This is a genomic window from Stieleria varia (genome assembly GCF_038443385.1).
In the GTDB taxonomy this organism is placed as follows: Bacteria; Planctomycetota; Planctomycetia; order Pirellulales; family Pirellulaceae; genus Stieleria; species Stieleria varia.
In genome coordinates this window covers 1,980,688-1,995,717 of record NZ_CP151726.1, presented here as the reverse complement: position 1 = coordinate 1,995,717, position 15,030 = coordinate 1,980,688, and the positions used below count along the sequence as shown (strand labels likewise).

Below are 15,030 nucleotides of genomic sequence, written 5' to 3'. Positions count from 1 at the left end.
CGTATGAATGTCTCGGTTGCATTGCTGCCTGATGAAATCGATCCTCAACTCGACCTGACACGTTGCTGCGTCGCAGTGATCGATGTTCTCAGGGCCACGTCGGTGATGTCAACCGCCGGAAAGGCGGGTGCGCTGGACATCGTGACTTACGCGTCCAGTGAAGAAGCCCGAAGGATGGCGAAACAGTCAGAAGTTCCCTCGCTGCTGTGCGGCGAACGTCACTGCATCAAAATCGAAGGCTTTGATCTGGGCAATTCACCGTCTGAGTACACCACCGAGCAGGTTACCGGCAAACGCGTGATCATGACCACGACCAACGGCACCGCTGCGATCGCGAAATCGCAGACCGCTGGCGAGATGATCTGCGTCTCGCTGCTGAATTTCTCTGCGTCGGTGAAAGAGCTTTCAGGGCACGAGTCCGTATGCATCGTTTGCGCCGGCACCAACGGCCGGATCAGCAGCGAAGATGTGTTGCTGGCCGGCGGTTTGGTCGACGCATTGAAAGTCCGCGATCAGGAAACCGGACTGGATGATTCCGCGCGGATCGCGTGGGCCTTGTGGCAGCAGAGTGTGGGAACGGGAAAGCCGGATGCGTCACGGATCGTCGAGGAATTGCGGCGATCACAGGGAGGACGCAACTTGCAGGCGATCGGCCACGGCGACGACATCGCTGTCTGTTCGCAAATCGACAGCGTCGAGGGAATCATCCGCCGCGTGTCATCCAACCCACCAACGTTTCGCTATCAGGCGGCGGATGCCAAACGGTAGACCCGGCCGCTGACGAGAGCGTCCCGCTGAGAAAGTTGATCGCACCAGCCATTTCTCGACACTTCTCGCTGATCGCCACCCCGCAGAACGCTCGTTCCCAAGCTCACGCCTGGGAACGCACTGCCATGGAGGCTCTGCCTCGCGAAAGTCAGCGTGGCCTGGAAATTGTCAGCAGATCGGCAGGCAGGAGCCTGCTAATCATTGGGTTCCCAGGCAGGAGCCTGGAAACCAATGGTGACAAAGCACTAGCCCGGATTATTCACGCGACTCACTACGGTCATCGCAACACGTTTGCGTGAAACGGCTTGCGTGGATCGGCACGAAAACAGTCTGCGCACATCAGCAGCCACGCGATAGCGTCCGGTTCTTGCACCTATACTCGGGAACCGGACGCTATCGCGCCAGCGGCTGATGAATCATCCGGGCTAGAGGTGTGCAAGACAAAAACTCTTACGTGTCGCCGCTTTTAGGATCCACAAGACCAACCTCATCGGCATCCGCGTTGATGACCGATTGCACAGTGGGTTCTCCGTAGACCGCGCTGCCGGTGTAGATGATCAGGTTGTCGCGAATTCGGGCAACTCCTTGATGATGGGTGTGGCCGCAGAGAACGGTCAGATGAACATCGGGATGTCGATCCGCATACCACTCCAAGACTTCGCCGATCTGACCGCAGACAAAGAACGGCGCCCAATCGTCGTCCGAAACCTTCCCTTCGTACCAGCATGACTCGCGCTGCGGGGGCACGTGGGTGGCGACAAGGACTTGCCGCACACGCTCGGGCAATGCCAAGAGTTTGTCGCGGAGCCGATCGGCGGATTCTTTTCCGAGTCGATGCAACAGCTTGGGCCAATCGGCTGTACGGGATTCGACAAAGTCAGCGATCAACTGAAAGTCGTGCAGCCGAATGGGCGAACCATCGTAGTCTCCGACGGTGGCGTCGCCCCATCCGTCGTCGCCGATCAAAAACACGTCTTGCGCGATCTCGATCGGAGTGGTGTCCGTCAGGTAAAAGAGGTCTTCGTTCTCACGCATGATCCGAACGACTTCGCCGCGAGTCGTGGCGATCAGACCGTGATAAAAATCATGATTGCCGAGAACGAAATAGAGCGGCAACCGGGTGACGCCGACGATCCGCTCCAACTGAAAGATGACATCGTCCGCTTCGGAGATGTCGCCGGTGATGATCAAACCGGCGACGGTAGCGTCATGTTTGTCCGCGTCAGCTTTGGCGTCCTCAATCGCTTCGATCCATTGGTCCCACTGCGGCATCGCAACGTGGTTGAGATGCACGTCAGTGGACCAAAACAATCGAGTCGACTTATGGACCAAAACGCTTGTTCACTTCGCCGCTGCGGCCAATGCGTCTGCTTTGTCGGTCTTTTCCCAAGTGAACGTGTCACCTTCGCGACCGAAGTGACCGCCGGCCGTGGTGACCTTGAAGACGGGGCGACGCAGTTGCAGGTGATCAATGATTCCTGCGGGTGTCAGTGGGAAATGCTCGCGAACCAAGGCGCAGAGTTTGTCGTCCGCGACGGTTCCTGTTCCTTCGGTATCGACGTGGACGCTGACCGGTTCACTGACGCCGATGGCGTACGCGAGTTGGACTTCGCAACGCTCGGCCAGTCCAGCCGCAACAATGTTTTTAGCGACGTAGCGAGCCATGTATGCCGCCGAGCGGTCGACCTTTGTCGGATCCTTGCCACTGAATGCACCGCCGCCGTGACGTCCCCAGCCACCGTAGGTGTCGACGATGATCTTGCGGCCGGTCAAGCCGCAGTCGCCGTGAGGTCCCCCGACGACGAACTTGCCCGTCGGGTTGATGTGGTACTTGATGTCACCCTTATCCAGTTCCGCGGGCAACGACGGCTTGATGACCTTATTGATGATGAACTCTCGGATCTCATCGTTGGTCACGTCGGGACAGTGCTGAGCGCTGACGACCACCGTGTCGATTCGCACCGGCGTGTTGCCTTCGTACTCGACCGTGACTTGGCTCTTGTTGTCTGGACGCAGCCAGTTGACTTCTTTGTTGAATCGAGCTTCGGTGATTCGATTGATGATACGATGCGACAGGGCGATGGGCAGGGGCATCAGTTCATCGGTGTCTTTGCACGCGTAGCCGAACATCAGGCCTTGGTCGCCCGCGCCGACGTCTTTGCCTTCACCCGCATCGACGCCTTGCGCGATGTCCGGGCTTTGTGTGTCCAAGGAAACCATCACGGCACAGGTGTCGCCGCAGATTCCCATTTGGTCATCGGTATAGCCGACTTCGTTGATCGTTGCGCGAACAACGTCGGCATAGTTCACTTTGGCTTGGGTAGAGATTTCACCAGCGATGATGGCCACGCCGGTGGTGACCATGGTCTCGCATGCGACGCGACTGTTCGGGTCTTGTTCAAAAATGGCATCGAGGATGGCGTCGGAAATCCGGTCGGCCAGCTTGTCGGGGTGGCCCATGCTGACGGATTCGCTGGTAAACAGATAACGAGCTTTGCTCACAACAGATTCTCCAAACGGCTCGGATCGGCGGACCCGGCTGGTCGAGGTGGGAAAACAATGAGGTCGGTAATCGGACTGCTTTTTGAAAAAACGACATGTCCACCGCCATTTCGCCCCATAAACTAGTGGTCCGGAACTGTTCTGAGAAGCGTGGCAACGGATACACAGACTGCACCGGTCGCGTCTTTCTCCCACCAGGTTGACTTTTTATCGTTTTTCATGCCCCAGCCCGACAAAATCGCACCGCAATCGCCCGCCTCCGGCCAGCGGGGGGCCGCCGAATCGACGGTCCGCTCGCACCGCGATTTGCCGCCTGATCGGCCTCCCGAGCTAGTCATCCCACAGCGGACCGCGCCGGCCATGATCCTGTCGATTGCGGCACATGTGGTGCTGCTGGTCGTGATGGGGCTGGTCCTGACACAGACGACGCATGGCACGGGCGAGTCCGCCGATCGCCCCGTCGGGATCGCGATGGTGCACCGGCTGCCCGATCGTGATCGCTACGTGGAGGCCAAACCGGAGCAGCAGTCGGCGACCGACAACCAGCAAACCAGCAACGACGCCGCGGCCGCATCTGCTCCACCGGCCGATCTCTCGCCTCCGATTGACCTGGCCGGTGTCCTGGCCGCGATCGAAGCCACACCGGCACCGACCTCCGGCACCGGCCTCTCGGGCGAAACCAATCTCGATGGAGATGCCTTTGGCGAAAGTGATGGCCGGAAAAGTCCTGCTGCAAAAGGCGAAGAAGCTACGACGATGGTGTTCGGCGTGTCAGGCAGCGGTTCACGTTTTGTCTATGTCTTCGATCGTAGCGACAGCATGAACGGTTTCGAAGGCCGACCTTTGCGAAGCGCCAAAGCCGAACTGATTCGCAGCCTACGCACGCTCTCGCCGAGACAACAGTTTCAAATCATCTTTTACAACGACCAGCCAAAACCGTTTGAACTCTCTGGGATGGCGTTGCAAATGGTATCGGGAGAATCAGCGTTGATCCGTCGCGCCGAGCGCTACATCCAAGCCATGACGGCGGTGGGGGGAACGGAGCACGAAGCCGCGTTGAAGATGGCGCTGCGGATGTCTCCCGACGTCATCTTCTTTTTGACCGACGCACGCATTCCACGCTTGTCCGCCACACAGCTTGCAGACATCCAACGCCGCGCTCAGCAAAGCGGTACCACCATCCATGCGATCGAATTCGGCTCCACCGCAGTGGCTCCACCTGCCGGTTTTCTCAGAGAATTGGCGGAGCAAAACGGAGGTCAGTACCAGTACGTGGACGTTCGACAACTCAGTCGAGAGCAATTAAGGACTCCGCCAGCGGATGAGACCGAACGGTCAGCGGATGAAGCCAAGCAGTGACCAACGAGGAATGGAGGAAGAAATGATTTCATGGAATGAGTTTCCAATGGTTAACGCACTGATCAACGCACTGATCAATGTCTTTCGCCATTTAGCCCTCTGTCGCATGTTTCCTCGCATGGTTTCTATTGTGGTGCTTGCATGGATCGGGTGCCCAAGCTCGGTATCGGCGCAGACGAGTTCCGTGACCGAATCACCGCACACCGTTTGGCTGGCACCGGCCCAGCGAGCGTCCACGGACAGCACTTGGTATCCTCGCGCGATCACAATCAAATCCGGGCTGATTGCGTCATTGGATGGACAGCACTTAGCGATTCGCTTGGCAGGTGACGACGCATTGACAAAGATCGCTGCTCAGCGGGTCATCTGGGTGCGATCTCTGGATCGATCGGACGCGGAGTCCACCGCAGTTCGTCTGTATCTCGACGGCCAGTACGGTGATGCCTTGTTGGGGCTGATCAACGCACTGGGCAGCGAAGACGATCCGAGCGATCGACCTCCGATTTGGCGTCAACAATGGCTTTCCATGCTCGCTGCCGACGCGGCATGGCGAACCAATCGCGCGGAGATCTCACTGGAGCTGGTGTCGCAACTCGATCAACGTTCCCTCGCCCCGATGTCGCTCGCCTCCTTGCCGATTGCTTGGACGCCGATGCCGAGAGAGCGTGCGGTTGCCGCGATCACCGCCGCGACGACCAAGACGAATGAGCAATCCGATGCGGTTCGTCTGGTCTGTGCCAGTTGGCTATTGGAATCGCCCACACAGCGAGCCGAGGCGGAGGCGATCCTGGATCAGCTCGCGGCGAACACAAAACGGCCGCTAATCGCAGGACTGGTAGACCAACTGAGATGGAAGCTTGCGTCCCCGCGCGATGTCACCGATCGATGGATTCAGTGGGAACAAAGTATCAATGATTTGCCCCCATCGTTGCAGGCGGGGCCCCTGGAATTGCTCGTTGCGAAAATGGAGTCAGCAGGCTTGGCAGAGGATGCGTTGCGGATCAAGCTATCGCTTGAGTTAACGCCCTTGGTTGAAAAAGTGGAGTAAAACGCAGTGGATTTTGACGTGGACTTCATCGCCGTCGAATCCTATTTGTCGATCGCGATTCTGGTCACATCGACCATCGGGATGGGAGCCACATTGACGCTCCGTGAGTTTGCCGCCGTTTGTCGAATGCCTCAGGGGATCATCGCGGTCACGGTCGCACAGGTTGTCATTTCACCGCTGCTGGCGATCGGCTTGTCGCGTCTGTTTCAGTTGCCCGCGGGAGTAGCGTTCGGCTTGCTGTTGGTTGCCGCGATGCCCGGAGGCTTGTTTTCGAACTTGCTGACGCACCTCGGTGGTGGAAACGTGGCTTTATCGATCACGGCCACATCGGTTTCCACGCTCTTGTGCCTGCTGAGCACTTCCTTGCTGTTGCGACTGTATGGTGCATCGCAACTGCCGGCCGACTTTGCGATGCCGATGGGGCGGATCTTTTTGGACATCCTCCTGTATGTGCTGATGCCCCTCTTTGCCGGCCTGACCATTCGGCGAGTTTGGCCTCACCATGCGCCTCGCTTTAGTCGCATCTTTGTTCATCTGAGCAGTTTCCTGCTCGGATGCTACATCCTCAGCGCATTCTTCGGCGGACGTCTCGAGATCTTTGTTTATGGCTGGCAGACCCCACTCGCCCTGACACTGTTCGGTGCCGGCTCACTTTGGAGCGGGATCCTGATGTCGTTTGCGTTTCGCTTGCCCCCGAATGACCGATTTGCGATCTCGATCGAATCCGTGTTTCGCAATGCCGGACTGGCGCTGTTGCTCAAGGCCGCGATCTTTCCAGCAGTCGATGGACTGGCGGATCCGATCGCGGATGGTGTCCTGTATGTGATCCTGTTTTATATGGGCGTCTCACTGGCCATCGGCATCGAAGAATCGACCGCTAAACGCCTCGGGATCGGATTCCTGTATCCGAAACCAGAACCCCAGGAATCGGACACGCAGAAACAAGAAACGCGGGGCGGCGGTGCCAACGACCATTCGGACGAGAACGCTGTCAGCGACTCCGCGGATCAGCCGCGTGAGTCCCATCTCACTTGAAATCGCGGCTCACGTGGACGTCGTCTTGGCGGCGTGAGTTTCCTCCGCCACTTTCATGGTCGCACGAGTTGCCGCACTGGTCCACTTTGTGCGAAACGCATAGTCGATCCACAGAAACACCACGCCGAAATTGCGATCCGGGCGGCGATGGTGATCCAAGTGATGGTTCTCAAACATGGGAAACCAAGATCGACGAGTCATCCAATTGTTCTCAAGCCGATTGCCCGAGTCATCGCGGTGGATTCCACGGTGAATCTTATTCCAAAAATAGCGATGCGCAAAAACTACGGATGACAGCGCGATCACTCCCGCCCAACCACCAGCGTGCCCCATGGAAATGCGAAACCCGGCAAGCGCAAAGAAGGGCAGCGTCCAAAAGTAGTCGACCAAGGTGAGGTCGATGTGCGGAATGATCTCGTTCTGCCCCTGCCCATGGTGCTCCTGGCCATGCTGTCGCTCAATGAATGGTGCGATGGACAGTGGTTTGTGCAACAGATACTTGTGAACCAACCATTCCCCGATCGAAAAGGCCAGCAGGATCACAGGGATTCGCCACAGAATTCCAATGACGATTTCAGTTGCAAACTCACTCACTTAGCGTACTCCGATCAGACAAAGATGAATGAGGCAGCGCTGCGGTCTGAAAAGGTTCCTGCACCTTTTTCAACAAACGACAACCGCCTTTCTTCATTGAAACCGCCGGAATATAGCCGGGGCAGTGCTCCTCACAACCGCCCGATTGTCAAACTATGTAAATTAGCATGGCAGTTTGGGTAGACGGCAACGACATTGCCTGTTGCCTAGCTTTCAACATTGAAAATCGCTATCAAATCGATGACCCTTTGACACGATCATCAGCCGCAATGCGAGCATTGAAGGTTCAACATGACGCAGCGTGATTCAGAAGAAACCATGCACGATGCAGTGTTCAGCGGGCGACCGCTCAGCCCATTTGAAAACGTTTTTTGGCGTCTGACTTCTTACGCACAGATTTGCGTCAGCGCCATCGCGCACGTTCAAGGTACGATTTCTGAAACGCTGCTCCGGAACGCACTTGATCTCGTCCGTGATCGACATCCGTTGTTGCGAGTACGTATCGAAACGACAAACGATGGCCCGGCTTTTCGGACGGACAATGTCCCCGAGATTCCGTTGCGCGTGGTGCAATGTGACTCCGAACAGTGGACAGCGGTTGTCGAAGAAGAAATCAACACACCCTTTCCGCTGGACATCGGCCCGCTGTTTCGCTGCGTTTTGGCCGATCACGGAAACGACGAAAGCCATCTACTGATCACGTTTGACCATGTTGTCGGCGATGGCATGTCCGGCATGTACTTGCTCCGCGATCTCTTACAGCACATTCAGACGCCTCAGTCGGACGGTTTCGGGCCAGTCAAACAACGATTGGCAGATACCACTGCGATGGATGAACGTTTGCCTGCTGCGGTTCTCGGAGGTGCGGGATCGTTGCGGCGAGCAAAATTGGTCGCCGGTGTGGTTTTCGAAAACTTGCGATACGGCGCGGTATCACCGATCCCGATGGATCAACAGGCAGCGTTGAATCAGCGGCATACCAAGGTGATCTCGCAAGAATTTGACGAAAGCTTCGTCGCCTCACTGGCCAAGCGATCTCGCCAGGAACAAACGACGGTCCACGGTGCGTTGTCGGCCGCGATTGTCTTGGGCGTCGTTCACGACGCGGGAAAATCATTGAGCATCAAGCACCGCTGTCCGGTCAACGTGCGAGATAGCTTGGTGCCAGCCGTGGGCGAGGACGTCGGAATGTTTGCATCCATGGTCTTGTTTCGCGGGCGTGTTGATCCTGGCGAGCCGTTTTGGGATCTTGCACGCCGCATCCGTGGTCAGCTCAAATCGAGTATCGATCGCGGTCAGCCGGCGGTGATGGCGAGCATGCTGCCTCGGCTGTATCAAACCATCGGCGGCGACAAACTGCCGCTGGAAACACTGGCCGAGCGTTGGCAGCGACACACACGCAGCACCAGCGGACTGACGAATGTCGGCCGTTTGGACCTCTCGATCGGCGATGGACCGCTTCAGCTCCGCGCATTGACATTTGCGGTTTCACCGGGCGCGATCGGCGACTTCGCTTGCACCGCAGCAACTTATGCGGATCGCATGCTGTTGAATTTCATGTGTCCCGAGCCAACGATCAACGAATTCCGCGGCGTTCGATTGGCCGACGACATCGCCGGCAGACTGAGGGCTGCTGTCAGATAAACCGCCTGGCAGGGCTCTCAGTTTCAGCGCGGTGCGACTCGGTCGACGGCCCAGTCGGGTAGCGATCGAACGACACGGCTCATCAACGCCAATTGCCAAGGGAAATTGAACACTTTCTTTTTGCGTTCAATCGCGTAGACGATTTTCTTGGCCGCTTGCTCCGGTTCCATGATGAACGGCATGGGAAAGTCTTTGGAATCCGTCATTGCGGTGCGAACATATCCGGGGCAGACGGTCGTGACGGCCACGCCGCGGCCACGCAAGTCAACTCGCAGGGCGTCCATGAAATGATTGACGGCGGCTTTGGTGGAGCCATAGCCGGCAAAGCCGGGGAGGCCACGGTAGCCTCGCAAGCTCGATACCGTAGTGATGTGACCACTGCGACGTTCCAGCATCGCAGGCAAAACGGCTTGGATGGCGTTGACCATGCCCAGCCAATTGACACGCATCAGACGCTCGAACAATTCGCCGTCAAAGGGCTCGATCTGGTCCGGGTCCCCGACCCCCGCGTTTGCGATCAGCAGGTCGATCGGCCCGAGCTGCTGTGTGATTTGATCGACGGCATGGGCGACCTCGGCTCGTTCCCCGACATCGGCACACGCGTAGGCGACTTCGGTACCCGCGCAGGCGACTTTGGTACTCGATGACTGCAGAGAGTCAGCGATTTCCCGCAACCGCGTTTCGTTGCGAGCGAGCAAGCCGATCTTGCAGCCTTTGGCAGCCAGAGTGGTTGCCAGCGCGGAACCGATGCCTCCGGTGGCACCGGTAATCAAGACAACTTTATCGGCAAGGCTCATGGACGCGAGAACTGCCGCGCGTCATCGACGATTTCGTCTGCCGGTTCCGCTTTCTCAGAGTCGGATTCCGATGTCTTGCCTGCCGCCGCTGCTGCTTGCTCCTCTTCCATCTTTCGGAACATTTCGGCGTTTCGATAGACCTCATTGTCAAAATCCGTGTCGCCTTTGTCGCGACTACCGAATGCGAACTGCAACGCCAGACGTGCGTAGGATTCGGTTTGCACGATGTTGTCGTAAAACTCGGGCGCGTACTGACGCATCTTGGGCAATCGATTCCAGGGGATACCCGAGATGTCGTGGTGCTCGGTGTGGAGTCCAAAGTTAAACGTGAACCAATTCATCCATCCGTAATAGGACGAGGACGGTTGATAGCGGCTGTGACCATGGAAGTGCGAGTTGCTGAGGATCATCCCGAACATCACGGGGTTCAGGAATCCGGTCATGAACAACTGTGAGAGCAGCAGGAACACCAGGGCTTTCCAGCCACCGACAAAGAACAACGCGACGGTGAGCCCCAGGCTAAAGAGCGGATAGATCACGGCCCAGCCCGTCATGGAGTTGCGGACGTATCCGCTCACCAAATGCTCATCTGCCAAAATCTTGAGCGACAAGGTTCCCGGACGCAGACGCCCTCGCAAGAGTGATTCAAAGACGTACACGATCAGCCCGAGGACAGACCGCATCACTTGTGTGACCAGCATCAACAGTGAGTACGGTGAGAACAACGGCGTTGCCAGCCAAGAGAATGCCTTGTACAGCGGCCCTTCGGTTTTCCACAACACTTGTTGACGTGTCAGCAACATGAAGCTGCGACGGCGTTTCACAAAGTCCTTCTTGGCGCCCAAATCATTGTGGTGCACGTGATGCTCGACCCACCACGTGTGATGCCCCGATAGAAACATCGGCATCGTTGTCAGGGTGTACAGCCAGCGGTTGGGCGCGGTTTTCTTGAAGACCAGATTGTGGTTGCACTCGTGTGCCAACATGAACAGGCAGATGTTGATCCAGGCACCGATGAAGTAAGCAAGCACGGGGACCAACCACCAACTGACCATGCCGGCAGCCGCAGCCACGCCGATCTGGGCTCCGGTGAACAGGATGCACCAAATGAACGTGTATGGATTATTTCCGATCAGCCCCTTGATCTCCGGATGCGCCTTGATCATCTGTTTCGCACGATCGCGGTGCCAGACGGCATCCGGGCGATCGGCATCATCAACACGGTCCGAGATATCGATCTCGAATCCAGGAAAAACAGGAGCCGCACTGCCAAAAATTCGCGGGTGAAAACGTAGCTTGAATCCACCCGGAGGCACTGCAGAGTGATTGGACGAAGTCATGGATCAACACTCACCTACCAGAGCGTGCAGTTCGCACAGGGACGAAGCCGCGTGCATTGGCAAATGCAATTCGCTCGACTTCGGCGGGCTCCGATTCTAGCTCGACCGGGTTGGTAAGCAAGCCCAACTGGTGCGGCGAACGATCGCGTCTGGCTGTATTTTTGCGGCAAAAAGTGTGCATCTGTGCGTCTGGGGTCATCTTTACGGATCGCCAGGATTGTTCACTTGCTCTGTTCTCAGTCGACGCTGTTTGTCTTTCAATCGGCCTAAGAGCCGCTGGGCATGGTGTGATACACTGTCGGTTTCCACGACGTTTTCGGCCAAAAGGATGGCTTCCTGCAGCGATTGAGCGGCCATCGACGGGTCTGCCGATTTGGCCTGCAGCTCCGAAAGCCGCTCCAGCGTCTGGCACTGGCTGGTCTGATAAGCGACACGATCGGGGTATTTTTCGATCAAATCACGCCGAATCCCCCGTTCCTCCTGACAGTGGGCGATCGCAGCCGTCGTGTTCCCACGGCCCATTTGTACTTCCGACATTTGACGCAGTGCCGCTGCTTTCAGTTCCTGGTATCTGGCCATGTCCGGGTTGGACCGTAGCAGCATCTCACTCAACCGCATCGCCTGCCCCAGACGCAACATCGGTGTCACTGCCAGGGCCTCGGAGCTGCACAGCGTCTTGGCGTACTCGTAGCGAATGGACTCCGATTCGGGATACTGTTGCTGCAATGCTCGCAATAGATTGATCGATTCGTTGATCGAATCTCGGGCCATATTCGATTGGCGACGCAAAGAGGCAATCTTGGCTTGATCGCGATACGCACGAGCCAAGGACACTCGATAGCGGGCATCGTCCGGATTTCGCTTGCTCAATTCCTGCAGGACGTCGATCGATTCCATGATGGCACGTTGCTGCTGAAACGTCTGTTTGGCTTGCGGTGCAAACTCACGAAACGCATTACGGCGCATCAGATTGGCAAAGGAGGCGTTGGGGGGCAGCTCGATACCCGCTCGCGTGACGATGGATGCGAATAGCGAATTGGCTCTCGCGTACTGAAACCGCGCCTCGTCCGAGTCCAACAGCTCGCCGTCGTGAACCAACAAGTCCACCGTCTGGCCATACAGTTCGATCGCACGCGGCACCTGTGCGCGAAGCCCCGCGATATTGGCTTGCTCGTTGAGCACCTCGGCACGCCAAGTCGCATCAGCAACCGGATCAACGGGTTCGCGATTTTGGGATACGGCATCCACTCTGACCAGAGCCCTGGCGTACGCCTCGTCGGCTTGCTTCAGTTGTCCCAGTCGTTGAAAGATGTCACCGACTCGACGCAAAGCAGCCGCGGATTGACTCTGGAAATCCTCGTCATTGTTCTCCGCCAGTTCGTCAAAGAATCCCAGCAGCGATTGCAGCATTTGCGCGTCGGCGGCCGACACGTCCGGGGAAGTCGACTCGCCGATGTCGCCGAACGACTCCGTCTCCAAATCAAATCCGCGTTGGATCACGTTGTTCATGATCTCATCAAACGCAGAAATCGCGACGTTGAGATTCTTGGTGGCCCGCCGACTCTGCTGCTGCGCAAGCGTCAGGGCTTCGCCGCGCGCCGCGAGCGCCGCGTTGGCCTTTTCGTTCGACTCTCTGGTTTCGGTCAGCAAGGACTGGGCGCGTAGGTAGCCGAGCGAACTGACGACCGCCAGCGCGAACAACGATGCAAACACCGCCGCAGTCAGCGCCGCGGCCAGCGGTTCTCGCCTGCTCCAACGGATCAGCCGGCCACTCCAGCTTGCTCGCCGGGCAGCGATGGGTCGATCCGCCAAAAAATTTCGCAAGTCGTCTCGCATCGCTGCGGCATTGCGATACCGCAACGTCGGTTCGATCGCCAACGCTTTCATGGCGATGGTGCACAAATCGCGAGGGACCGCTGGCTCAATCTTTTCTGGTGAAATCGTCACGCCGTCGATGGCCGACCGAATCGCTTCGGCTTGGCTGGACGCTGCAATCGCCGGCTTGCCCGTCAACATCTCGTGCAACGTCAGTCCCACCGCGTAGACTTCGCTCAACTCGTCGTAACGACCCTCAAACGATTCGGGCGGCATGTACTGCGGCGTGCCGACAATGTCGCCGGTCTTGGTGTAGCCATCGGATTCAGACAGTTTTGCCAACCCAAAATCTGTGATGCGAATCACGCCGCTGCGATCCACGAGCAAGTTGGCGGGTTTGATGTCACGATGCAACGTGCCCTGCCGATGTGCGTAATGCAACGCATCACAAACTTCGGCGACTCGTGCGGCGACCCAGCGAAAGTAAGCACCAGTGCCCGGCTTGATTTCAGTGCCCGGCTTGATTTCTGGCCGATCCACTTGAGTTTGAATACGCGTTGATCCATCGAGTGACCCGAGTGTGTCGGACAAACAAAAATCGTCGGTTGCCGTTTCCAGCGTTTCGTCCAGAGTGGGCAAAGTGGACCCTACCTGACCATGCTTTGCATCCAGCCATTGCCGCATCGTTTTTCCATCGACCAAGTCCATGACGTAGTAGTGATATCCGTCACAATGACCAACACCATAGACGGGCACGATGTTGGAATGTGTCAGTCGCGCCGCTGCCTTGGCTTCCTGCTGAAACCGTTTCAACAAACGTTCGTCATCCAAGTCCCGCGTCGAGAGTACCTTGATGGCCACACGGCGACCGAGCGATTCATGGACGGCTTGAAAGACCACGCCCATTCCGCCGCGTCCCAATTCGTCGACGATTCGATACTCGTCCAGCCGAGTAAGTTTGCTGAGCGAGAGCCGATTGCGTTTGCCGGGTAAGTCAGGACCGGCCTTCTTGAGCCCTTCGATCATGGCGATCGATTCCAGCAGGCTGCGAAGCTCACCGTCGGGATCGGTCTGCCCGGCTAAAAAAGACTCGGGGTCGGGCGACAATCCTTGACGACACTGAGCTGCATAGGCTTCGGCAATCTGATCCCAAGTCGAGTCCACTGGCTTCACTCCGACTGACTGGGTTGCAAACTTGCCATCAGTTCGCTTAGGCGACGCATGGCCCGAACGTATCGCTTGCTCGCCGCGGGCGGTTCGATCCCGAGCACGGCGGCCGTCTCCACGTTGGAGAGCTCTTCGAAATGTCGCAACGCGATGACTTCTCGATCCGTCGCGTCCATTTCGTTCAGCGTTTGCTCTAATCGATTGATCCGCTCGGCTTGCTCCAGCAACTTGCTGGCGGTCGGATCGCCCCCGATCAGATGCGCGGCGATCGCAACCGAAGTCGCCGCGGACATCGGCTGATCGGCGATCGAGATCTCACGACGAACATCGCGTCGCTCCGCCGCGACGTGTTGACGATGCAGATCGACAAGTTTCTGACTGGTGATCAATCGCAACCAGAGAAAGGGATCCATCTCGCTGTCTGCGGCGAAGTGCTGCAAACGCTTTGCCGCTGCCAAATAGGACTCCTGCAGCACGTCCGAGTCGGAGATCCGCCCAGCGATCCGATAATCCAATCGGAATCGAATGATCCGTCGCAAGCGGTCTTGGCACTGTGAAAAAACCTCCGCCAGCGCATCGGTGTCCCCCGACCGCATTCGGTCGATCAGCTCATCGGTGGGTCGGTCGGTGGCGTTCATGAATCGATCTGCGGTTGCCATGATTAGAAAAGTCGCGTCCGTTCCTACGTTACAACCCCGCCATTTTCAGCTTCGTTTCGCCGAAACCCGCTTCCGAGGGCGGTTTTTCATTCTTGTGAGATTGTTCCAAATTGTCTGTCGCGACACGCTGTCCTGTACCGTACTGATTGTAGACACCGCCGGAATGTCCGTTATCGCCGCTCATTAGAGAAAAGTCACCGCCATGAGTAACCACCGATTCACGGTTCTTGACCGCTTGCTCAGCCGAAAACGGGCAGCCGCCACTCACGTTATGGCTTTCGCCAGAAAGCTCACTCACGCAT

General features: G+C 57.4%; 13 protein-coding genes. 5 read left to right on the top strand and 8 right to left on the bottom strand.

Annotation, left to right across the window (positions count from 1 at the left end):
* Window positions 1-3 precede the first annotated feature (3 nt).
* The gene (locus tag Pla52nx_RS06880) at window positions 4-768 is read left to right on the top strand and encodes a 2-phosphosulfolactate phosphatase (RefSeq protein ID WP_146522324.1); all 765 of its coding nucleotides are present in this window, start codon (window positions 4-6) and stop codon (window positions 766-768) included.
* Between the two features lie 450 nt (window positions 769-1,218).
* On the opposite strand, the gene Pla52nx_RS06875 is transcribed toward Pla52nx_RS06880, so the two are convergent.
* Entirely contained in the window at window positions 1,219-2,061 is an 843-nt protein-coding gene (locus Pla52nx_RS06875; protein ID WP_231742365.1) for a metallophosphoesterase family protein, read from the bottom strand.
* Window positions 2,062-2,109: 48 nt separating this feature from the next.
* The gene (gene metK, locus Pla52nx_RS06870) at window positions 2,110-3,270 is read right to left on the bottom strand and encodes a methionine adenosyltransferase (protein ID WP_146522323.1); all 1,161 of its coding nucleotides are present in this window, start codon (window positions 3,268-3,270) and stop codon (window positions 2,110-2,112) included.
* Between the two features lie 219 nt (window positions 3,271-3,489).
* Between metK and Pla52nx_RS06865 the strand changes: the two genes are divergently transcribed.
* The 3 genes from Pla52nx_RS06865 to Pla52nx_RS06855 are packed head-to-tail and all read left to right on the top strand — an operon-like array spanning window position 3,490 to window position 6,712.
* A complete protein-coding gene (locus Pla52nx_RS06865) occupies window positions 3,490-4,629 on the top strand; it encodes a hypothetical protein (protein ID WP_231742363.1) in 1,140 nt (379 codons plus the stop codon).
* Window positions 4,630-4,675: 46 nt separating this feature from the next.
* On the top strand, window positions 4,676-5,677 hold the full coding sequence (locus Pla52nx_RS06860) for a hypothetical protein (RefSeq protein ID WP_342190355.1): 1,002 nt from the start codon (window positions 4,676-4,678) through the stop codon (window positions 5,675-5,677).
* Between the two features lie 6 nt (window positions 5,678-5,683).
* The gene (locus Pla52nx_RS06855; protein WP_146522321.1) at window positions 5,684-6,712 is read left to right on the top strand and encodes a bile acid:sodium symporter family protein; all 1,029 of its coding nucleotides are present in this window, start codon (window positions 5,684-5,686) and stop codon (window positions 6,710-6,712) included.
* A gap of 9 nt (window positions 6,713-6,721) precedes the next feature.
* Here the strand turns inward: Pla52nx_RS06855 and Pla52nx_RS06850 are convergent, their stop codons facing one another.
* Window positions 6,722-7,306: a sterol desaturase family protein gene (locus Pla52nx_RS06850; protein WP_146522320.1), complete on the bottom strand. Its 585-nt coding sequence runs from the start codon at window positions 7,304-7,306 to the stop codon at window positions 6,722-6,724.
* Between the two features lie 291 nt (window positions 7,307-7,597).
* Here Pla52nx_RS06850 and Pla52nx_RS06845 point away from each other — a divergent pair, with 291 nt between their 5' ends.
* Window positions 7,598-8,950 carry a condensation domain-containing protein gene (locus Pla52nx_RS06845; RefSeq protein WP_146522319.1) on the top strand — a complete coding sequence of 451 codons (1,353 nt, stop codon included), beginning with the start codon at window positions 7,598-7,600 and terminating at the stop codon, window positions 8,948-8,950.
* Window positions 8,951-8,973: 23 nt separating this feature from the next.
* On the opposite strand, the gene Pla52nx_RS06840 is transcribed toward Pla52nx_RS06845, so the two are convergent.
* The 5 genes from Pla52nx_RS06840 to Pla52nx_RS06820 form a co-directional block, all read right to left on the bottom strand.
* Entirely contained in the window at window positions 8,974-9,747 is a 774-nt protein-coding gene (locus Pla52nx_RS06840; protein ID WP_146522318.1) for an SDR family NAD(P)-dependent oxidoreductase, read from the bottom strand.
* Window positions 9,744-11,087, bottom strand: a complete 1,344-nt coding sequence (locus Pla52nx_RS06835; protein ID WP_146522317.1) for a fatty acid desaturase — start codon at window positions 11,085-11,087, stop codon at window positions 9,744-9,746. The genes Pla52nx_RS06840 and Pla52nx_RS06835 overlap by 4 nt, the downstream gene beginning before the upstream one ends.
* Before the next feature lie 201 nt (window positions 11,088-11,288).
* Window positions 11,289-14,066, bottom strand: coding sequence for a serine/threonine-protein kinase (locus Pla52nx_RS06830; RefSeq protein ID WP_146522316.1), 2,778 nt, complete (start codon window positions 14,064-14,066; stop codon window positions 11,289-11,291).
* A gap of 5 nt (window positions 14,067-14,071) precedes the next feature.
* On the bottom strand, window positions 14,072-14,728 hold the full coding sequence (locus Pla52nx_RS06825; RefSeq protein ID WP_146522315.1) for a sigma-70 family RNA polymerase sigma factor: 657 nt from the start codon (window positions 14,726-14,728) through the stop codon (window positions 14,072-14,074).
* 28 nt (window positions 14,729-14,756) lie between these two features.
* Window positions 14,757-15,026, bottom strand: a complete 270-nt coding sequence (locus Pla52nx_RS06820) for a hypothetical protein (RefSeq protein WP_146522314.1) — start codon at window positions 15,024-15,026, stop codon at window positions 14,757-14,759.
* Window positions 15,027-15,030 lie beyond the last annotated feature (4 nt).